Below are 19,915 nucleotides of genomic sequence, written 5' to 3'. Positions count from 1 at the left end.
GAGTCCGGCCCGCCACCAACGCGGCCACCGCCCGCAGCCGAAGTGCCTCCTGCGCCGACGGCGACAACTGCCGTGCGTCCCCCACCAGTTCACTCACGCAGGGATCAACGACCCAGAACACCTATCGTTTCGGATCAATAGTGTCGAAACGTGCCGCTGGGTCGCTCCTCACTGATGAAGGAAGCCGATCCAACGCATCGGAACTCACGGCCGAACCGGCAACCCGACTCCCGTTACGAGTTCATGCGCACGGCCCGCCTCGGCGGCGACTCCGGCACCGCCCCCCGTCCGTCAACGTGAAGGAGCAAACAAGTTGTCCACGAAACGCACGGTGATTGCCGGCGGCGGCCTGGTGGGTCTCACGGCCGCGGCCTCTCTCCAACGAATCGGCCACGAGGTCGTCGTGCTGGAACAGGCACCGCGCATGCGAGCCGTCGGCGCCGGCATCGGTTTATGGGCCAACGCGTTGCGAGAGTTCGACCACCTCGGTATCGGCCCAGCGATCCGAGACATGGGCGTCGAACAGAACACCTGGTTCTTCAATCCTGCCGGCGATCCGGTGCGTGCTCCTGGCTACACCGACAGCGATCACCGCTTCCTCCTGGTGCCGCGCGCCGAATTGAACGGCCTCCTGGCCGACACCATCGGTCGCGACCGAATTCGCCTTGACGCCCACGTGACCGGTTATACCGAGATCGGCTCGGACGTCGCCGTGCACCTTGCCAACGGCGAAACACTTCGCACGGACCTACTGATCGGTGCGGACGGCGTCCACTCAAGCGTGCGCAAACAGCTGGTACCTGGGAGCGACGCCATCACACACTCAGGCCATTACGCCTGGCGTGCGATCGTGCCGATCGGCAACCAGAACCAGAAATCCACGGTCCTCACCGTCGGCCCCCACCGAACCCGCGGCGGATACGCGAGGATCGCTCGCGATCGGACCATGTGGATGGTCAACCAGTTCGATGCCGGACCGCTCACCGGAAGCAAGCGCGCACGGGCACTGGACCGCGCACGGAATCTGGCCGAGGAAGGATGGAACAACGACCTCCTCTCTCTGATCGCCCAGACTCCGGAGGAATCGATACTGGAGAACCAGGTCACGTTGGTCCCGGAACTGCCCCGTTGGACCAGCAGGCGCGTCGCACTGGTCGGCGACGCCGCACACGGACTGTCCCCCCACATCGCCTCCGGCGGCACTCTCGGCATCGAAGATGTCGGTGTCCTGCGCAGCAGCCTGACAGCCGAGGCCGACGCGGAAAAGGCCCTCACCGCCTATGAATACGCCCGCAGCGCCCGTTTCGAAACGGTCCGCGAACACTCCGCTGCCGTCGAAAACGCCGGCGACGCAGTCGAATTCGCGCAACGCTACGCCGCGTTCAGTCGCTGGATGCTCACCACGGCACCCGCCACCTGACGTCAACCGACGGGGACATCCCGCGCACCACCCTCAGCGCCTCCAAGAATCAGGGAATCACCAGTGAACTTCCGTATCCATATGACACGAGGCGAGCAGTAGATGCCGGACTGGGTAGACCTCACGGAGTCTTTGATGGCGTCGCCTGCGCTCTACGCAGTACTCATCGCGGTGTCCTTGCTCGACTCTTTCCTCCCGCTGATCCCGAGTGAACCCGTCGTCATCCTCGCGGGCATAGCCGGCGCAACCGGACAGACGAACATCATGCTGGTCATCGCCGCCACGACGGTGGGCGCCTTTCTCGGCGACCTCATTCCCTACTCCGTCGGCAGATGGATGGGGGAACGCGTATTGAAGCGCCTGCCGGTCGGCACCAAACGCAGGAGGGCGTACGACTGGATAGAACGCGAACTTGCGTCACGTGGCGGCTTCGTACTCGTCTCCACGCGATTCATTCCGGTCGGACGATACATCGCCACGGGAACGGCGGGAGTGGTGAGGTTCCCGCCGCGCAGGTTCATGCTGTACGTGGCGATCTCCACCCTCACATGGAGCGCCTACACCGCCCTGTCGGGATACCTCGGCGGTGTCTTCTTTCAGGAGAACACGCTCCTCTCTGTCGCCGTCGGCATCGGGCTGGCTTTCTCCGTGACCGGCGCGGTTGAGTTCGCACGGTATATCCGACGCCGCAGGAACCCTGGCGACCCGGATGATGCCGCCGCCGAAATTCGTTGAGTCGCGACGCCCGGCGGCACGACAGGGGCCCTTCCTCTCCGCAGCCGCTCTGGACGACCGTCTCGGCGTACGGCCTCCCGCCCGCGCCGCCGGGGGGATGCGCGGGCAACGGACGACGGCAGGCAGGGCGGGGCCGAACTGGTTGACAGGGGACACAGCGGCGACCCCAACCCGCGTGAGCTGCACAGGCGTCGCATCCGCCGGTGGTCTCCCGCAAGGGTCCCCCGGACAACAAGGACCTCGGCAAGCTTGGCTGCGTCGTCGGCGGACGCGCGCCTCATGTCCCTTTCGCGGTGAGGTTCGCCAGTAGTGCCGTGATGACGCGGTCGGTCGCGGCGGTCATGTCGACAGAGTCCGGGGCCAGGAGCCACTGGACCTGGAGGCCGTCCATGACGGCGATGACGGCGGTGGCCGCGTCTTCGAGGTTGAGGTCGGGGCGGGTCTCGCCGAGTTCGGAGGCTTCGGCGAGGGCCTCGGTGATCATGGCGCGCAGGCCGGCGTAGCGGTCGCGGAAATAGTCCTGGGCCGGGTGGCCCTCCGTGACGCTTTCCGCCGAGAGGACCGCGTACAGACGGACGATGCCTTCACGTTCGGTGTTGCGGCGAACCGTGTCCACGAGGTGGCGCAGGAAGGCCAGGCCCCGTGGCCGGTCGGGGCCGAGCGCTTCGATGTCGGTCTCGTCGCGCAGCGCGAGGACGCTGGTGAGCAGTTGGGCCTTGCTGCGGAAGTAGTGCAGGACGCCGGCCTGGGTGACTCCAGCGCGGTCGGCGATCTCCTGCAACGAGGCGTTGTTGTAGCCGCGAGCGGCGAAGGTGTCCATCGCGATGTGCAGGATCTCCTGCCGCCGCTGCTGGGCCTTGAGGCTCTTCCCTGTGCGGGGCTGCCGCTCCCCGTTCGGCGTGCTCTCGCTCATCGTGCGGAGTCTACGGGGCCGTCGATCAGTGGTCACCCTTCGATCAAACCCTGGAAAGAACTTGCACACAAAAACTTACTAAGTACTCAGTAAGTGCGCTCGAGGGTCGTCGGCGTACGCGCCGCCGATCACCTCGACGCCGACGGGAACCGTGTCGGCGGCGAGCTGAGGGCCGGCGGCGACTGGAGCGGACACACCGACTTCGGAGCGACGACCGGCGGCGACCTTCACCTGGACGGGAGCCCAGCAGGGCGGACCTCACCGTCCGCAATCGGCTCGGTCGACGCGCCCTTCCGCAACCCCGACGGCGGCGCGGCGAGGTTCGACGTCCCGTGGGGCGACACGACGTACCGCTACCGGCTGCCCTCGGGCGCGGCGGCGATCTTCACCACCCGCCCCGCCTGACCTGAGACGAAAGGACAGGCCCCGCACGGCGAAGCAAGCCGTGCGGGCCCTCTCGTGCGGTGACCAGGGCCCGTGGACCCGCACGCACGGCGCGAACCGGAACGGGCGCCGGCTGCCGCCGGGAGACGGCCACGACGTACAGGAGCAGGCCGGCGGTGGTGAGGACGAAGTGGTGAGGACGAAGCCGGCCCGGACGGTGGAAAGTCCCAGCCGGCGTCGAGAGCGACCGCGCGCCGATCGCGCCGAGACAGTGGGCAAGGTTGCGGGCGAGGAGAGGTGCCGCCGGTCAGCTGACCGTCTGGGCCTGTTGGGCTGCGGTTGCGTGGGGCAGCGGGATCTTCTGTGCGAGCTTGTCGCCCTCGACATCGAGGTCGGGAAGCAGGCGGTCCAGCCGGGCCGGAATCCACCAGGCTTTCTCCTGGGCGAGTGGACCGGAACTGCATCAGTGCCGTCGAGCCGTCGGCGGAGACGACGACTCCCGACACCGGCTGACCACCCTGCCGCAAGGGGACGGGCGTCTTACCGGAGGACGGACGCGAGGGACGTGCTGGCCCGGGAAGCCGCCAAGGGCGCGTCAGCCTCACGCGGAGACCACCCGGAACTCGCCCCCGTGCTCCGGACTCTGACCGCAGAACTGGCCGAAAAATGATACAGCCCATGCTTAATTCAGCTTCGGCTGTACTATCGGCTCATGGAGATGAGCCACCCTGCCAGCAGCCCCGCTGTCGCCGTGAACGCCGCGGCTCTGGCCCGGGTCGGTACCGCGCTCGCGGATGAGAAGCGGCGTCGGCTGTTGCTGGCCCTGCTGGAAGCGCCCGCCTATCCCTCGGATCTCGCCGAGCGGCTCGGGATGACCCGGGGGAACGTGTCGAACCATCTGTCCTGTCTGCGCGGCTGCGGCCTGGTCCGTACCGTCGCCGTCGGTCGACGGGTCCGTTACGAACTCGCCGATCCCAAACTCGCCCACGCACTGGCCGACCTGGCCACCCTGGTCCTGCTGGTCGACTCCGAAGATTCCTCCGACGAGGCATGCGCCCCGGACGACTACGCCTGCACCGCCGACGAGCAGACCGCCACCCCCCACAAGTGAGGAGCCCCTCCGTGGGTGACGCGTGCTGCGGGACCGATGCTCCCGCCCAAAACCCTTCCGCAGCCGAGCCCGCCGCACCCCCGTCCGCGATATGGCAGGTCCGCGAGCTGCGGGTGGCCGCTGTCTCCGGGCTGCTGCTGCTCATATCCCTCTTCCTGCCCGGCCCCTGGGACACGGCGGGCGCGCTGGCGGCCCTCGTCGCCGGTGCGGCGACTTTCGTCCCGGGCACGCTGCGTGCCCTGATACGTGGGCGGCTCGGCGTCGGTCTGCTGATGACCATCGCCGCCGTCGGCGCCGTGGCACTCGGCGAGTACGGCGAGGCCGCCACGCTGGCCTTCCTGTTCGCCGTAGCCGAGGGCCTCGAGGGCTACGCCGTCGCCCGTACCCGGCACGGTCTGCGCGCCCTGCTCGATCTCGTTCCCGCCACCGCCACCGTCCGCCGGGCCGGCGTAGAGGCCGAGGTCTCCGTCACCGGTCTGCGCGTCGGTGACACCCTCCTGGTCAAGCCGGGCGAGCGGATCGCCACCGACGGCGTCGTGGCCGCCGGGCGCAGTGCCCTGGACACCTCCGTGGTCACCGGTGAATCCGTTCCCGTGGAGGTCGGCCCGGGTGCCGAGGCGTTCGCGGGCTGTGTCAACGGCGCCGGTGCGCTGGAGATCACGGTTACCGCCACGACCGAGGACAACTCCCTCGCCCGCCTCGTCCACATCGTCCACGAGGCCCAGGAGCACAAGGGTGCCGGCCAGCGTCTCGCCGAGAGGTTCGCCAAGCCGCTGGTACCGGGTGTGCTGGTCCTCGCCGGGCTGATCGCGGCCCTGGGCGCGCTCCTCGGTGATCCGGGGGTGTGGATCGAGCGGTCGCTGGTGGTGCTGGTGGCCGCGGCCCCCTGCGCCTTCGCCCTGTCCGTCCCGGTCGCCGTGGTCGCCGCCATAGGCGCCGCGTCCAAGGCGGGCGTCCTCGTCAAGGGCGGTGCGGCCGTGGAGGCACTGGGCAAGGTCAGGGTCGTGGCCCTGGACAAGACCGGCACCCTCACGCGTAACGAGCCCGTCGTCATCGATGTCGTCACCGCGGCCGGCGTCGACCGGGCGCGGGTCCTGGCGGTGGCCGCCGCTCTGGAGGCGCGCAGCGAACACCCGCTCGCCCCGGCGATCCTGGCCGCCGTCGACTCCCCGGTCCCGGGCGAGGATGTGGAGGCCGTACCCGGCAAGGGGCTGACCGGCACGGTCGGCGGATGTGCGGCACGTCTGGGCAAGCCCGGGTTCATCGCCCCGGGTCGGCTCGCGGACGATGTCCGCCGGCTCCAGGACGAGGGCGCCACCGTGGTCCTGGTCGAGCAGGACGACACACTCCTCGGCGCCGTCGCCGTCCGCGACGAGCTGCGCCCGGAGGCGGTGGAAGCCGTCGAGGACTTGCGTCGGCAGGGCATCACGGTGGTCATGCTCACCGGCGACAACGCCCGTACCGCCGCCGCGATCGGCGCCGCCGCCGGCATCGACGACGTACGCGCCGAACTGCTCCCCGAGGACAAGGCCCGTATCGTCACCGGGCTCCGGGCGATCGGACCGGTCGCGATGGTCGGCGACGGCATCAACGACGCCCCCGCCCTGGCCACCGCCGACGCCGGCATCGCCATGGGCGCGATGGGCAGCGACGTGGCCATCGAGGCGGCCGACACCGCCCTCATGGGCGAGGACCTGCGTCGGCTGCCCGACGCGATCGCCCACGCTCGCGCCGCCCGCCGCGTCTTCACCCAGAACCTGCTGATGTCCGGCGGCATCCTCGTCGCCCTCGTCCCCCTGGCCGCCACCGGCGTCCTGGGCCTGGCCACCGTGGTCGCCAGTCACGAACTCGCCGAGGTCCTCGTCATCGGCAACGGCCTCCGCGCCGGCCGCAGGCGCCACCTGCCCACCCACAAGCCCCTGCGTACCGCCGCCAAGGCCCCGACATCGGTCCGGACCCCCGCCGCGCCCGTACCAGCTGTCGTGACTGCCGTTCCAGCGGGGAAGACACTCCTTCCCCTGAGCACCGCCCCCGCTCCGACACTCGTCGGGGGCTGCTGCTCAGGTGCCTGCGGCTGCGGCGACCGCTGACCGACCCGTTCGCAGCCACAGGACCCCGTCGGAACGGAACCCGACCTACGTCGGTTCCGTGAAGGTGCCCGCCGGCGACGGTCGCAGGGAACGCATTCAGGACGGGTTCCTGATCCCTCGCAAGAACCTCTGCTGGTACGGCCGGCTACTCGCACGCACCGGAGCCGCCGGCCAGCTGGCGTTCGCCGGAGCGGCACCGAGATCGCCCAGTACCTCACCGACACACAGGGCCACAAGCACTACGAACAGCAGACGTTCGCCGGCTCGTCCAGCGTCCGGGACGCGCGGCACAAGATAGGTCCGACGGTGTACGTCGCCACCGACCAGGTGTTCCGACTCAACCGGGTCCGCGTCGAAGCGTTCTCCGGTATCGCCGAAGAACTGCACGAGCTGCTGGTCGGACAGGTCGAGGCGTGCCGAGACCGGGCCTACGACCTGCGCGACACGTACCCGACCAGCAGCTGGCCGGGACGACGGCGATCGCGTCCGCGGGTAGCAGCGGAGGGGCCCCGCCGGGCTGAGGGCTTCGATGCTGCAGTTCCGATGCGGGCGGAGCCGCTCACGGCAGCGGCCATGCCGGTCACCGTTCCGGCCATTCGGGGGAGATGCGTGCGGCCCCGGGGGCGTATCTCACCCTGCGGGGGCATCCCTTGCTGGAACGAAAGGGAGACATGATGCCGCTCTATCTATCAAGGTTCAGCTACACGCCGGAGACATGGGCGAGATTCATCGGCCACCCCGAGGACCGTGCAAAGGCCGCTCAGTCGTACATCGAGTCCGTCGGCGGCAAGCTACACGGCTTCTGGTACGCGTTCGGCACCCGCGACGGCTACAACCTGTGGGAGGCCCCCGACAACGTCTCCATGGCCGCGGTCGCCCTGGCGATCAGCGGAGGCGGCGCACTCAGCTCGTTCGAGACGACCGTTCTCCTGAGCATCGACGAAACCATGGATGCCCTGCGCAAAGCCGGGCATGTCCGGTACCGGGCCCCTGGCACGTAGCGGTCCAGGTGGCCGGCCGTAACGAGTAAGTCCCAGGCGCCTGTCGTTCGGATCAGGCCGTGGGACGGCGGCGAGCGCGGAGCCATTGGGCGCCCTTGACGGCGTAGACGGCAGCCATGAGCGCGAAACCGGCGATGGTGAGCCAGAACCAGAATTCCGCCGGCGCAACTTGCTCTGGTCGACGAAATGGCAGCGTGGCTGAGGCTGGTGAGGGGACGCCGAGGCACACGCGTGCGGATCGGTCGACGCACCCGCCGTCGTGGCTGAATGTCGTCGGCTGAGGATCAAACGCTCCCGGGGCAGCTCCGCGACTCACCTGCCCGCATGCCGCCTGACACCCCATCAAGACGAGCGTCAATTGAGCGTCACGGGCGTCATTTCAGCGTCAAGATATCGCCCGCACCGCCCGTACCGCACATCATGCGCACGCACAAAACCGCAGGTCAGGCGCCCTTTGCGACCGGCTCCAAAATCGCCACGCACTCCACATGATGCGTCATCGGAAACACATCCCAAGGCGTGCGGACGGGAGAATCTGGAGGTCACATCGGGTGTTCTGCCTTACGCAGGGGCTGTGAGGCGGCCGGAGCGTCAAATGAGCGTCATGACTGACGGACTTTCTTTCCTCCTTCCGGCCGGTATACCGGACTGTCCGCGCTTCTGATCGCCTCGTGGCCGTCATGTTGCTGCTCGGGCGGCAGGTCAGCCGCTGGAGGGGCTGCACGAGATGCCCGGCGCAGCGCTGCCGCCCTCGGGCCGCCCCGGACGCGTCCGGGCGAAATCCGGGCGGCGCGATGCGTACGGGCCGACCCGGCGGACCGGTGACGTGGCTGAACCTCAGGAACTACTCGTCGCCGAGTTTCACCTCGTGCTGCACATAGGCGTCCGGCCCCCGGACACCTGCCGGGCTGTGGCTCAGGCGTCAATGATGACGGGGATGATGAGGGGCTTGCGGCGGTGGGTACGGAACGCCCAGTTCGCCACGGCGCGGGCCAGGAGCTGTTCGAGTTGGCGCGCGTCCCCGACGCCTTTCTCGGCTGCGGTGGCCAGGGTTTCCTCGATGACGGGAACGACCGGTTCGAAGGTGGCGTCGTCGTGGACGAAGCCGCGTTCCCGTGGGGGCCCCAGCACCATGCTGACCTGCGAGCTCACCGGCATCACAGAGGCTTCGGTTTCGGCCGGAACGAACCAACTCAGCGTCCCCTGCCCCCATCAGCCGGGGGGGCCGTGTGCGCCCGTCTTGCCCGGTAGTCCCACCACCAGGCCCACCCGGACGGGCCGGTGCATAGAATCCGGTTTCATGCCGAAGCCTGACGAGCTGATCATTGACATCGCCGCCCGTGTGGAGTCCGGGCAGAGCAATCGGATGTCCCTGACCGTGGTGACCGGTGGTGCTGTCATCACCGGTCGACTGGCGCCCGAAGCCGTGTGGAGGCAGAGGGTGTCGGAGGTTCTGACAGACTCCGCCGACCTGGGCGAGTTCTCCTCTGTCTTCGACGCCCCTGCGCAAAAGGACGGGCCGCCCACGCATCTGCACTTTCATGTCGCCCGGATCTTGCAGGGCACGGTGGGGATCCCGGAGACGGGGGGGATGTACCGCGTCGCGATCGAGGACGTGAATGCCTGGACTGTAGGCGACTTCAGCTACTCCGACCACTGACCCACTGACCCGTTTCGCCGCTTCGAGAGCGGCACGGCACGCAGCGGGGGCCCTGTCGGCGCGCGCCGACAGGGCCCCCATCACCGCTCTGTTCGGCTCGTGCCTGTCCCGTCGGTCAGACGGACAGGGGGGTGCCGAGCATGGTGGAAGCCTGCTGCACCGGGTTTTCGATGCGCGCGGGTGCGACCTCGGGGAGGGCGCGACAGGTGAAGCCGAGCCGGGACATGGCCCGGAGGACTTCGCCGGCGCTGAAATCGCGGCGGTCCTGGCGGGTGATGGCCTGGCCGACCTGCTTGACGGGATAGTGGCGTCGTCCGATGATCACAAACTCGCCGGTGACCGGTTCGGGCTTGACGCCCTTCATCGATTCCAGCACGCCGCTCTTGGTCAGGTCGAACGGAAAGCGGGCGATGACACAGCGCATGATGCCTCACAGGGGGAAGGAGAGACGGGGCCGACGGCCATGAAGTGGGTCAGCGGGTCGGGGCGAGGACGCCCACAGCGCTGCCGTGTTCGTCGACCACGGGCAGGGCCTCGAGCCGGCGACAGCGCATCACCCGCTCGGCTTCGGCCCTCGTGGTCAGCGGCGAGGCAAAGGCCCGATGACGTCGGCGATGTCACGCAGGCGGATCCTGTCCGTGTATCCGGAGCCGTCACGAACGGCCGTGAGCCTGGCCCGGGTGACCAGGCCGGTGCACAGACCGTCCTCGTCGCAGACGACCAGGTGCCCCGTACGGGCCGCGGCCATCACGGACAGTGCGACCTCGACGGTCATGTCCTCCCAGACCTGCGGTCCGGCCGCGTCCATGGCGTCGGCCACCGTGCCGTGCGCGGGGTGGGCGATAGCCGGGCGGCTCTGCACGTGTACCAGCGTCAAAGAGTGCCTCCTGAGGAGTTGGGTCGGCTTCCTGAGAACGGAGGGCCTATGCGGCCGCCCCGGGCGTGGACTGCCGTACGGACGCGCGCCGGGGCGCAGAAGCGGAGCTGCGCCGGCCGCGTGAAGTGGCGCTGCGCTTCTTGGGGCGTTCGACCACCGGCGCCGTGATGACGACCGGGATACCGGAGGGGGCCTGGGCGCCGGTGATGCGTTGCAGGGCCTCCTCGCCGACGCGGACCTGGGTGGTCTGCGGGACGATGCCGGCCGCTGCCATGAGGCGGGTCATGCCGCGGCGCTGGTTCGGGGTGACCAGGGTGACGACGCTGCCGGACTCCCCTGCACGGGCGGTCCTGCCGCCGCGGTGAAGGTAGTCCTTGTGGTCGGTCGGCGGGTCGACGTTGACGACAAGGTCGAGGTTGTCGACGTGAATGCCGCGCGCCGCGACGTTGGTCGCGACCAGCACGTTGACGTGCCCCGTCTTGAACTGCGTCAGCGTACGGGTGCGCTGGGGCTGCGACTTCCCGCCGTGCAGGGCGGCGGCGCGTACCCCGCTGTTCAGGAGATGCTCGGTGAGGCGGTCGACGGCGTGCTTGGTGTCGAGGAACATGATCACGCGGCCGTCGCGTGCGGCGATCTCGGTGGTGGCCGTGTGCTTGTCGGCGCCGTGGACATGCAGCACGTGGTGCTCCATCGTCGTGACCGCGCCGACCGATGGGTCGACGGAGTGCACGACGGGATCGCTCAGGTAGCGCCGCACGAGCAGGTCGACGTTACGATCGAGGGTCGCGGAGAACAGCATGCGCTGACCCTCGGGACGGACCTGGTCGAGCAGGGCGGTGACCTGCGGCATGAAGCCCATGTCGGCCATCTGGTCGGCCTCGTCGAGGACGGTGATGGAGACCTGGTCCAGCCGGCAGTCGCCGCGGTCGATGAGGTCCTTGAGACGTCCCGGTGTGGCGACGACGACCTCGGCGCCACCGCGCAGCGCGCTCGCCTGCCTGCCGATCGGCATCCCGCCCACCACGGTCGCCAGCCGCAGCTTGAGGGAGCGGGCGTACGGGGCCAGCGCGTCGGTGACCTGCTGCGCCAGCTCACGCGTCGGTACGAGGATCAGCCCCAGCGGCTGCCTGGCCTCGGCGCGCCGCCCGGCCGTACGGGCCAGCAGCGCCAGCCCGAAGGCGAGGGTCTTGCCGGAGCCGGTGCGGCCACGGCCGAGGACGTCACGGCCGGCGAGGGAGTTCGGCAGCGTCGCGGCCTGGATCGGGAACGGCACGGTCACGCCTTGCGTACCGAGCGCGGCCAGCAGCTCCCGGGGCATGTCGAGATCGGCGAAGCCCTCCACGGCGGGAAGCGCGGGGGTGATCGTCTTGGGGAGGGCGAACTCCCCTCGGAGCCTCGCGGGTCGGCGGCCGTAATCACCGGAGCGGCTCGGCCCGCCGGACCGGCGCGGGGTCGACGAGCCGATGCGGCTGCCGCCCCTTCCTGAGTCGGCACTGCCGTTACGGGTGCGGGTGAAGCGGTCGTTCGTGCGTGTGTGGTTCATGCGGAACCTTCCTCGATGCGGCACATATCAAGGAATTCCCGCAGCAATGAGCAACACGGAGAATCGCAAGAAGGGCCGGTCATACGCGAAAGCGGATCTGGCCGACGAAAATCCGTGCGGGCGCAGGCGCTGAAATGAGTGGCGCAATGTGGGACTCAATATTCGGGGCGTCCACTGCGATGCCCTGAAGGAGAATCCGTGCACTGAGCCAACGGATTCCTGGTCGTCGTCCACAGGTGAAACAACTGCGGAAATGCGAGCAGCTGGGGCCCGCACCCCGAAGGATGCGGGCCCCAGCTACGAAGTGCGCGCCAGTGTCAGGCGAGAACGATGTTCTCGGCCGTCGGGCCCTTCTGGCCCTGCGCGATGTCGAAGGTCACCTTCTGGCCCTCCAGCAGCTCGCGGTAGCCCTGGGCGGCGATGTTCGAGTAGTGGGCGAACACGTCAGCGCCGCCACCATCCTGCTCGATGAAGCCGAAGCCCTTTTCCGCATTGAACCACTTCACGGTACCAGCAGCCATGTCATTTCTCCTTTGGGGCAGTGCATCGGGATCCGCACAGCGCGGACACCATGTCGCCGCGATGATCACCCCGCCCGGAAAAGGACCGGAAATACAAAAGTGCTTCCCAGTGGCACAGAAGCCGACCGGAGAGCACTTGAAGTTTCGGGAACCACAACTGCAACTGAGATCGACAGTAGCACACCGCAGAGGCATGTGTGCGGTGAAATCCCAGTTCAATTACGCGGCAGAGAATCTGTCTGCATGTTCCGTTGAAATCTCAGCCTGCGGGCACAGATATTGATGCAGCCGGAGCGCAACGTTTCGGGAAGCATGGGGCGCCACAAACTTGCGGACCTGATAGGGGCCGGGCTGGGCCCGCGAGGTCCCCCCAGCCGCGTTGGTCGAATCGGACCGTCGCCTGCCCGGGCGGCAGATGACCGATCACGTCGTTCATGTGACGGCGGAGCCGCCCCAGTAGTGGACGAACACCAGCGCGCGGTCCGGTACGGTCCTGACCGACCTCGCCGCCGGGACCGGCCTGGAGATCACCGTGTGTCACCTGCCGCCCGGCACATCGAAGTGGAACAAGATCGAGCACCGACTGTTCTCCCGCATCACCATGAACTGGCGCGGCAGGCCCCTGACCAGCCATGAAGTGTTGCTCCGGGCGCTCCGCGACGACCAGCCGCACCGGCCTGACGGTGCACGCCGAACTCGACAGCGGTGAGTACCCCACCGGCATCCGCATCAGCGACGAAGCCATCCATGCCCTGCCGGTCACACGCCACCGCTTCCACGGGGACTGGAACTACACCTTCCACCCCGCAGATCGTCAACCGGGCCCAGGCCTGCCCGGCAACGCGGGTGGTCAGCTGCGGGCTCTCGCCCCCTCACGGTCCACGATCTGCAGCACCCCGAGCTGACCGGCATGTCCCGCAAGCAACTCAACGACCTCACCGACACCTTGACCCCTGCGCTTGAAGAGTACCGCGAGAGGTCCGCCAAGCAGCCCGCGGCGGACCACGCCGCGTCGCCCCCGGCACCGGCCCCGCAAACCCACACTCACCCCCCCCGACCAGATCCTGGTCACCATCCTCTACCTGCGGAAACACTCGCTTCAGGCGCTTCTCGGCCAGCTCTTCAACACCACTGCCATGACCATCAGCCGTGCAGTGAAAGACGTCCGCCCGCTCCTGGAAGCCAACGGTGTCTGTCTCCCAGCCTCAACAGCCCGTTTCCGTACACCGGACGACGTCGCCAGATTCCTCGCCCCGGACAAAACCAAGATCAAACCAACGCGTTGATTCCCGGCAAGCCCTTAGCGTTAGGTCGGTGAAGCTGCGTAAGCAAAGCTCCAATTCACACCGGCGTCGGCAGCCCCGAAGGGTGACACCCAGCTTCGTCGTTGAGGCGCGCCGGGGTCATGCCCTTAATGCGGCTGCGAGAGTTGCTGCGTGCCGTCGCTCAAGGTGCGGGTCCTCCGCGCACCCGTCGACACACAGAGGGATCGGGATGAGCCCGACGGGTCGCCCCTCGCAAGCGGCTCACTACGCTCTCACCGCGGCCCAGATGTTCACTCAGTGAGCACTCCTGACCTTCTGTTCAGAGCCTGAACGGGATCCCCGCTCAGAGCCTGAACGGTCTCCCAATGTTTGGCAGCGAGCAGGGGCCGGCGGTCCCAGGCGCCCCGTACGGCAGCGATGGCATCAGGACGGTAGGAATCGGCTTGGCCGACATCGCAAAGAAGCACTCGATGTCCACTTTCACACCCGCTGTCAGCCACCGCTCCTTCGCGGCAGCCAACTTCGGGCGTCCACCCCGGCCGCCCCGGCCGCTCTGGCTCCGGCGCCCGCCGCCGCTGCCCGGCGAACGACAAGGCACCAAACATGACCGGAACTCCGACGCATGTGGGCCAGCGCCTGGGAGAGATGTTGGAACTCCCAGGTCGGCGCACCCGACACCCCATCAGAACGAGCGTCAGATGAGCGTCACGAGCGTCATTTCAGCGTCAAGATATCGCCCGTAACGCCCACACCGCACATAATGCGCACGCACAAAACCGCAGGTCAGGAGCCCTTTGCGACCGGCTCCAAAATCGCCACGCACTCCACATGATGCGTCATCGGAAACAGATCGAACGCCCGAAGCATCCGCACCCGGTACCCGCCCTCCCGGAAGTACCCCAGGTCGCGTGCCAGCGCCGCCGGGTCGCAGGCCACGTACGCGATGCGGCGGGCCGCCAGGGACGCGAGATGCTGGACGGTCTTGCGGCCCGCCCCGGCACGCGGCGGGTCCAGGACGATGAGGTCGACCTCCGTGATACCCGTACGCGGCAACACCGCCTCGACCTTGCCCTGTTCGATCCGCACCCGGTCGAAGTCGGCGAGGTTGTGCCGCGCGTCCTCGACCGCGCGCTTGCCGGACTCGATGCCGAGGACGGCACCCTTGTCGCCGACGCGGTCGGCGAGGGCGCCCGCGAACAGCCCGACACCGCAGTAGAGGTCCAGCGCCATATCGCCCTTGCGGGGCAGCAGGCCCTGCATGACGGCCTTGACGAGCGTGTCCGCGGCCTTGGGATGGACCTGCCAGAAGCCGCCGCTGCCCACCCGGTACGTACGGTCGTCCGCGCGCTCACGGACGAAGGGGCGCCCGTGGACGCGGTGCACTCCCCCGTCCTTCTCCTCGACCCGCATCACCGACACCGGCTTGTCCAGCTCCACCAGAGGCAGCCGCGCGCCCGGCCGGGGTTCGAGGATGACCTGACGGTCCTGCGAACCCGTCGCCGCGATCGCGTCGATCGACGCCATGCCCGTCCAGTCGCGCTTCTCGATGCCCAGCTCGGACACGCCCGGCGCCGCGATCATGCAGTGGTCGATGGGCTCGACCTCGTGCGAACGGTGCTTGCGCAGTCCCGCCCGCCCCGACTCGTCCACCGCGTACTGCACGCGCGTGCGCCACGCCGGGACCTCCCCCGCCGGGACCTTGTCGCCCTCGGCCGGCATCACCGTGCCGTCCCAACCCGCCTCCTCGGGCGTGAGACCCGCGAGGCGCTGCAGCTGCTCGGCGATGACCTCGCCCTTGAAGCGGCGCTGGGCGCCCGGCTTCGCGTGCTGCCAGTCGCAGCCGCCGCAGCGGCCGGGTCCGGCGTAGGGACAGGGCGCCTCGACCCGGTCCTTGGAGGCCGACAGGATCGAGACCGCGTCCGCCCGCAGGAAGCGCGCGCCCTCCTCACCGTCGGTCACCCGCGCCACGACCCGCTCACCGGGCAGCGCGTGCCGGACGAAGAGGACCTGCCCCTCGGAGGTGCGGGCGATGCAGTGGCCGCCGTGGGCGACGGGGCCCACCTCGACCTCGTACTCCTCCCCCACCAGCGATTTCTTCGGTTCTGCCTGCATGGCGGGGTGACTCCAGGAGATGAGGAACGCGACAACGGCCGGACAACAGCCCACCAGTCTACGTGGGTGCCGTCCGACCGTTGACCACGAGCAGCGGCTCGCGGGCCAGCGCCCGCTCCGGCCGATGTCGGCTCCGACCGACGCCGACGCCCGCGAGCGTCAGTCCTTCTCGGCCGAGGACTTGGTCCCGCGATTCGCCGAGGACTTGGTCGACGTCTTGGCCGCTGACTCCTTGGGGCGCTCGTGCGCCGGACCACGCCGTACCGAGCCCGGCGCACTCCATTCCTGCCGCTTGCGCGCCCGGCGCTTGGCGACCTCGGAGGACTCCAGCTGGTAGGGCACGGAGGTCACCATGACACCCGGCGTGAAGAGCAGCCGGCCCTTGAGCCGGAGTGCGCTCTGGTTGTGCAGCAGGTGCTCATACCAGTGGCCGACCACGTACTCGGGGATGATCACCGACACCGCGTCCCGCGGCGACTCCTTGCGCAGCCCCTTGACGTACTCGATGACCGGCCGCGTGACCTCGCGGTACGGCGAGTCGAGGACCTTCAGTGGTACGTCGATGCCGCGCCGCGTCCACTCCTCCTGGAGCGCCTTGGTCTCCGCCGGGTCGACGTTGACGCTGAGCGCCTCCAGGGTGTGCGACCGCATCAGCTTGGCGTAGGCGAGGGCGCGCAGGGTAGGGCGGTGGATCCGGGAGATCAGCACAACGGAGTGGACCCGCGACGGCCGTACGACGTCGTCACTCGGGCCGTCCGGCGCGGCGATCTCCGCCGCGACCCGGTCGTAGTGCTTACGGATCGCCGTCATGGTCGCGTAGAAGATCACCATGCCGAGCAGGGCGACCCAGGCGCCGTGCGTGAACTTGGTGACGAGGACGACGATCAGCACCAGTCCGGTGAAGAAGGCGCCGAAGGTGTTGATCGCCCGGGAGCGGATCATGTGGCGTCGCTTGGCCGGGTCCTTCTCGGTGCGCAGGTGGCGGTTCCAGTGCCGGACCATGCCCGTCTGGCTGAGCGTGAAGGAGACGAACACGCCCACGATGTAGAGCTGGATCAGGCGGGTGGAGTCGGCGCCGTAGATCCACACCAGGAGCACGGCGGCGCCCGCGAGGAGCACGATGCCGTTGGAGAAGGCGAGGCGGTCGCCGCGGGTGTGCAACTGGCGCGGGAGGTAGCGGTCCTGGGCGAGGATCGAGCCCAGCAGCGGGAAACCGTTGTACGCGGTGTTCGCGGCCAGGAAGAGGACCAGCGCGGTGGCGGCGGCCAGAACGACGAAGAAGAAGGTGCCGTCACCGAAGACGGCCGCCGCGACCTGGGAGATCACCGGGTTCTGTACGTAGGAGTCGCCGACCGGGGCGCCGTCGCGCACCAGGTCGACCGCCGGGTTCTCCGCCATCCGCACCTTGGTGGCCATGGCCAGGACGATGATGCCGCAGAACATGGTGACGGCGAGGAAGCCCATCAGGGCCAGCGTGGTGGCCGCGTTCTTCGACTTGGGCTTGCGAAAGGCCGGGACACCGTTGGAGATCGCCTCGACACCGGTGAGCGCGGCGCATCCGGAGGAGAAGGCACGCAGCAGCAGGAAGACCAGCGCGAACCCGGCGAGCCCCTGGTGCTCGGGCTTGATCTCCAGACCCGCGGTGGGTGCCCGCATCGTCTCGTCGAGCACCAGCCCCCGGAACGCGCCCCAGGCGATCATCGCGAAGACGCCGACGACGAAGACGTACGTCGGGATCGCGAAGAGCTTCCCGGACTCCTTCACACCCCGCAGGTTCATCAGCGTGAGCAGCACGATGATGCCGATCGCGCACAGCACCTTGTGCTCGACGAAGAAGGGGACGGCCGAGCCGAGGTTCTCCACGCCCGAGGAGATCGACACGGCGACGGTGAGGACGTAGTCGACGAGGAGCGCGCTGGCGACGGTGAGGCCGGCCTTGGGGCCGAGGTTGGTGTTCGCCACCTCGTAGTCGCCACCACCGCTCGGGTAGGCGTGCACGTTCTGCCGGTAGGACGCCACCACGGTGAACATCAGCACGACGACCGCGACGGCGATCCAGGGGCTGAAGTGGTAGGCCGACACGCCCGCGATGGAGAGGACCAGAAGCACCTCGCCGGGTGCGTACGCCACGGACGAGAGCGGGTCGGAGGCGAAGACAGGCAGTGCGATGCGCTTCGGCAGGAGCGTTTCGCCCAGCCGGTCGCTGCGCAGAGCGCGCCCGATCAGAATCCGTTTGGGCACGTCGGTCAGTTTGGACACGCAGAGGATCGTAAGCGCCCCGACTGGTTCTGGGCACATCCGGGTGAAATCCCGGCGGGCCCCGGGGTGAAATCGGTCCGCCGACGACTGCGAAGTGCGTCACGTCACGCATCCTCCGGTGTGATGGTCTGCGTCCTCACGTCTGTATGACGAATCCCGTCCGCATGACCCGTCCAGTCCATATGACCAATCCCGTCCGTATGACCCCGTCCCGTCCGTATGACGAATCCAGTCCGTACGACGAACCCCGTCGATTCCGTGTACGTGCCGTATGTGTGCCGGGTATCCGACGGAACCCGTGTCGTTCTCGCCCACCTCACCCCCTGGAGGCCCCCATGCAGGCCGCGACCGCTGAGCTGATCGGCGCTCTCGCCTCCCTCGTCGGACTCGGCTTGCTGACGGGGGTCAGCGTCCGCCGGATCAGCCGTCGACGTCCCACGATGTGACCCATGGGTGCACGGGGGTGCCCCCGGTGGACCGCGCGTGTGTAGCTTGGGCGACGGTCTGAGACCCTGTTTTCGACGTTTCGGCTGAACAGTAGCTATTGACACCGGAAGGACGGTCGTGCACATCGTCATCATGGGCTGCGGGCGAGTGGGTTCCACCCTCGCCCAGACCCTGGAGCAACAGGGGCACACGGTCGCCGTGATCGACCAGGACCCCACGGCCTTCCGTCGTCTGGGCTCGGGTTTCGGCGGCCGGCGCGTCACGGGGGTCGGCTTCGACCGCGACACCCTGCGGGAGGCGGGCATCGAGGAGGCGGGCGCCTTCGCCGCCGTCTCCAGTGGCGACAACTCCAACATCATCGCCGCCCGGGTCGCCCGCGAGATGTTCGGCATCGAGAACGTGGCGGCACGGATCTACGACCCGCGCCGCGCCGAGGTCTACCAGCGTCTGGGCATCCCGACGGTCGCCACGGTCCGCTGGACCGCCGACCAGATGCTCCGCCGGCTGCTGCCGTCCGGTGCCGAGCCGCTGTGGCGTGACCCCACCGGCGGGGTGCAGCTAGCCGAGGTGCACGCCTCGTCGGCCTGGGTGGGCCACAAGATCAGCAGGATGCAGGAGGAGACCGGTGTCCGCGTCGCCTTCCTCACCCGCCTGGGCGAGGCGATCCTGCCGACCTCGCAGACGGTGCTGCAGGAGGGCGACCTCGTGCACGTGATGATGCGGACGGACGACGTGGAGAAGGTCGAGGCGTCGTTCGCCGAGGGCCCCGACGAGGAGGGCGGTCACTGATGAGGGTCGCCATTGCCGGAGCCGGAGCGGTCGGCCGCTCGATCGCGGGCGAACTGCTGGAGAACGGTCACGAGGTCCTGCTCGTCGACAAGGCGCCGACGGCCATCTCGGTCGAGCGCGTGCCCCTGGCGGAGTGGCTGCTGGCCGACGCCTGCGAGATCACGTCCCTGGACGAGGCGGCGCTCCAGCGCTGCAACGTCGTCATCGCCGCGACCGGCGACGACAAGGTCAACCTGGTCGTCTCACTGCTGGCGAAGACGGAGTACGGCGTTCCGCGTGTCGTCGCCCGCGTCAACAACCCCAAGAACGAGTGGCTGTTCAACGAGTCCTGGGGCGTGGACGTGGCCGTGTCGACCCCCCGGCTGATGTCGGCCCTGGTCGAGGAGGCCGTGAGCGTCGGCGACCTGGTGCGGCTGCTCCGCTTCAGCCACGGCGACGCCAACCTGGTCGAGCTGACCCTGCCGCCCGAGTCGGCCCTGGCCGGCACCCAGGTCGGTGAGGTCGAGTGGCCGGAGGACACCTCCCTGGTCACCATCATCCGCGGCACCCGGGTCCTCACCCCGACCTCGGACGACTCCCTGGAGGCGGGCGACGAACTCCTCTTCGTGGCCGCCCAGGCCCGCGAGGAGCAGCTGGAGGACCTGCTGTCGGTACGCCGCGAGGACGCGGAGAGCTGACGCGGACGGTACGACGACGATGGGGCGCCCCGACGATTCGGGGCGCCCCCTTGTTCTTGGTGCGAAAGCGGGGGTCTGGGGGCGCAGCCCCAGCGAGGCCCGCACCCACCC

Annotated in this window: 16 protein-coding genes and 3 pseudogenes; 11 read left to right on the top strand and 8 right to left on the bottom strand. The window is 68.7% G+C overall.

All coding sequences use genetic code 11. The annotated features are described in order from the left end of the window. Positions 1 to 313 precede the first annotated feature (313 nt). On the top strand, positions 314 to 1,420 hold the full coding sequence (locus tag P1P70_RS21145; RefSeq protein ID WP_319240083.1) for an FAD-dependent monooxygenase: 1,107 nt from the start codon (positions 314 to 316) through the stop codon (positions 1,418 to 1,420). 102 nt (positions 1,421 to 1,522) lie between these two features. Continuing rightward, positions 1,523 to 2,155: a DedA family protein gene (locus tag P1P70_RS21140; protein ID WP_319240081.1), complete on the top strand. Its 633-nt coding sequence runs from the start codon at positions 1,523 to 1,525 to the stop codon at positions 2,153 to 2,155. 277 nt (positions 2,156 to 2,432) lie between these two features. Here the strand turns inward: P1P70_RS21140 and P1P70_RS21135 are convergent, their stop codons facing one another. Next, positions 2,433 to 2,975 carry a TetR family transcriptional regulator gene (locus P1P70_RS21135; RefSeq protein WP_413471508.1) on the bottom strand — a complete coding sequence of 181 codons (543 nt, stop codon included), beginning with the start codon at positions 2,973 to 2,975 and terminating at the stop codon, positions 2,433 to 2,435. Positions 2,976 to 3,161: 186 nt separating this feature from the next. Here P1P70_RS21135 and P1P70_RS21130 point away from each other — a divergent pair, with 186 nt between their 5' ends. The 4 genes from P1P70_RS21130 (at position 3,162) to P1P70_RS21115 (ending at position 7,654) form a co-directional block, all read left to right on the top strand. After that, complete coding sequence (locus tag P1P70_RS21130) at positions 3,162 to 3,473, top strand: hypothetical protein (RefSeq protein WP_319240077.1); 312 nt, start codon at positions 3,162 to 3,164, stop codon at positions 3,471 to 3,473. Between the two features lie 697 nt (positions 3,474 to 4,170). Further along, positions 4,171 to 4,563 carry a helix-turn-helix domain-containing protein gene (locus P1P70_RS21125; RefSeq protein ID WP_413471507.1) on the top strand — a complete coding sequence of 131 codons (393 nt, stop codon included), beginning with the start codon at positions 4,171 to 4,173 and terminating at the stop codon, positions 4,561 to 4,563. A gap of 11 nt (positions 4,564 to 4,574) precedes the next feature. Continuing rightward, positions 4,575 to 6,653 (top strand): cation-translocating P-type ATPase, encoded by a 2,079-nt coding sequence (locus P1P70_RS21120; RefSeq protein ID WP_319240073.1) that lies wholly within the window; start codon positions 4,575 to 4,577, stop codon positions 6,651 to 6,653. 674 nt (positions 6,654 to 7,327) lie between these two features. Further along, positions 7,328 to 7,654: a GYD domain-containing protein gene (locus P1P70_RS21115; RefSeq protein WP_319240085.1), complete on the top strand. Its 327-nt coding sequence runs from the start codon at positions 7,328 to 7,330 to the stop codon at positions 7,652 to 7,654. A gap of 915 nt (positions 7,655 to 8,569) precedes the next feature. On the opposite strand, the pseudogene P1P70_RS21110 reads toward P1P70_RS21115, so the two are convergent. Beyond that, positions 8,570 to 8,764 (bottom strand): annotated as a pseudogene (locus P1P70_RS21110) (RNase J family beta-CASP ribonuclease); the annotation flags it as partial. 190 nt (positions 8,765 to 8,954) lie between these two features. Here P1P70_RS21110 and P1P70_RS21105 point away from each other — a divergent pair. Next, on the top strand, positions 8,955 to 9,314 hold the full coding sequence (locus P1P70_RS21105) for a hypothetical protein (protein WP_319240071.1): 360 nt from the start codon (positions 8,955 to 8,957) through the stop codon (positions 9,312 to 9,314). Between the two features lie 115 nt (positions 9,315 to 9,429). On the opposite strand, the gene P1P70_RS21100 is transcribed toward P1P70_RS21105, so the two are convergent. The 4 genes and pseudogenes from P1P70_RS21100 to P1P70_RS21085 form a co-directional block, all read right to left on the bottom strand. Then, complete coding sequence (locus tag P1P70_RS21100; protein WP_319240070.1) at positions 9,430 to 9,738, bottom strand: SCO5918 family protein; 309 nt, start codon at positions 9,736 to 9,738, stop codon at positions 9,430 to 9,432. Between the two features lie 49 nt (positions 9,739 to 9,787). After that, positions 9,788 to 10,191: pseudogene (locus tag P1P70_RS21095) on the bottom strand (CBS domain-containing protein). Positions 10,192 to 10,237: 46 nt separating this feature from the next. Continuing rightward, positions 10,238 to 11,734 carry a DEAD/DEAH box helicase gene (locus P1P70_RS21090; RefSeq protein WP_319240069.1) on the bottom strand — a complete coding sequence of 499 codons (1,497 nt, stop codon included), beginning with the start codon at positions 11,732 to 11,734 and terminating at the stop codon, positions 10,238 to 10,240. Between the two features lie 317 nt (positions 11,735 to 12,051). After that, a complete protein-coding gene (locus P1P70_RS21085; RefSeq protein WP_319240067.1) occupies positions 12,052 to 12,255 on the bottom strand; it encodes a cold-shock protein in 204 nt (67 codons plus the stop codon). Between the two features lie 502 nt (positions 12,256 to 12,757). Between P1P70_RS21085 and P1P70_RS21080 the strand changes: the two are divergent. After that, a pseudogene (locus P1P70_RS21080) lies at positions 12,758 to 13,067 on the top strand (ISAzo13-like element transposase-related protein); the annotation flags it as partial. Positions 13,068 to 13,214: 147 nt separating this feature from the next. Continuing rightward, on the top strand, positions 13,215 to 13,541 hold the full coding sequence (locus P1P70_RS45820; RefSeq protein ID WP_413471506.1) for a transposase family protein: 327 nt from the start codon (positions 13,215 to 13,217) through the stop codon (positions 13,539 to 13,541). A gap of 762 nt (positions 13,542 to 14,303) precedes the next feature. Here the strand turns inward: P1P70_RS45820 and P1P70_RS21075 are convergent. Then, complete coding sequence (locus tag P1P70_RS21075; RefSeq protein WP_319240065.1) at positions 14,304 to 15,632, bottom strand: class I SAM-dependent RNA methyltransferase; 1,329 nt, start codon at positions 15,630 to 15,632, stop codon at positions 14,304 to 14,306. Positions 15,633 to 15,791: 159 nt separating this feature from the next. Continuing rightward, positions 15,792 to 17,891: an APC family permease gene (locus tag P1P70_RS21070; protein ID WP_319240063.1), complete on the bottom strand. Its 2,100-nt coding sequence runs from the start codon at positions 17,889 to 17,891 to the stop codon at positions 15,792 to 15,794. 564 nt (positions 17,892 to 18,455) lie between these two features. On the opposite strand from P1P70_RS21070, the gene P1P70_RS21065 reads away from it, so the two are divergent. Continuing rightward, positions 18,456 to 19,127, top strand: a complete 672-nt coding sequence (locus P1P70_RS21065; protein ID WP_319240061.1) for a TrkA family potassium uptake protein — start codon at positions 18,456 to 18,458, stop codon at positions 19,125 to 19,127. Beyond that, positions 19,127 to 19,804, top strand: coding sequence for a TrkA family potassium uptake protein (locus P1P70_RS21060; RefSeq protein ID WP_319240058.1), 678 nt, complete (start codon positions 19,127 to 19,129; stop codon positions 19,802 to 19,804). Before P1P70_RS21065 ends, P1P70_RS21060 begins: the two co-directional genes overlap by 1 nt. Positions 19,805 to 19,915 lie beyond the last annotated feature (111 nt).

This window comes from Streptomyces sp. MB09-02B (genome assembly GCF_033794485.1).
In the GTDB taxonomy this organism is placed as follows: Bacteria; Actinomycetota; Actinomycetes; order Streptomycetales; family Streptomycetaceae; genus Streptomyces.
Note: the sequence above shows the minus strand (reverse complement) of the source record. Positions and strands in the feature narration are given on the sequence as shown.

Coding starts and splice junctions, on each gene's coding strand:
- P1P70_RS21140 (WP_319240081.1), top strand. CDS start 1,523: ATGCCGGACTGGGTAGACCTCACGGAGTCTTTGATGGCGTCGCCTGCG.
- P1P70_RS21135 (WP_413471508.1), bottom strand. CDS start 2,975: ATGGACACCTTCGCCGCTCGCGGCTACAACAACGCCTCGTTGCAGGAG.
- P1P70_RS21125 (WP_413471507.1), top strand. CDS start 4,171: ATGAGCCACCCTGCCAGCAGCCCCGCTGTCGCCGTGAACGCCGCGGCT.
- P1P70_RS21115 (WP_319240085.1), top strand. CDS start 7,328: ATGCCGCTCTATCTATCAAGGTTCAGCTACACGCCGGAGACATGGGCG.
- P1P70_RS21105 (WP_319240071.1), top strand. CDS start 8,955: ATGCCGAAGCCTGACGAGCTGATCATTGACATCGCCGCCCGTGTGGAG.
- P1P70_RS21100 (WP_319240070.1), bottom strand. CDS start 9,738: ATGCGCTGTGTCATCGCCCGCTTTCCGTTCGACCTGACCAAGAGCGGC.
- P1P70_RS21090 (WP_319240069.1), bottom strand. CDS start 11,734: ATGAACCACACACGCACGAACGACCGCTTCACCCGCACCCGTAACGGC.
- P1P70_RS21085 (WP_319240067.1), bottom strand. CDS start 12,255: ATGGCTGCTGGTACCGTGAAGTGGTTCAATGCGGAAAAGGGCTTCGGC.
- P1P70_RS21075 (WP_319240065.1), bottom strand. CDS start 15,632: ATGCAGGCAGAACCGAAGAAATCGCTGGTGGGGGAGGAGTACGAGGTC.
- P1P70_RS21060 (WP_319240058.1), top strand. CDS start 19,127: ATGAGGGTCGCCATTGCCGGAGCCGGAGCGGTCGGCCGCTCGATCGCG.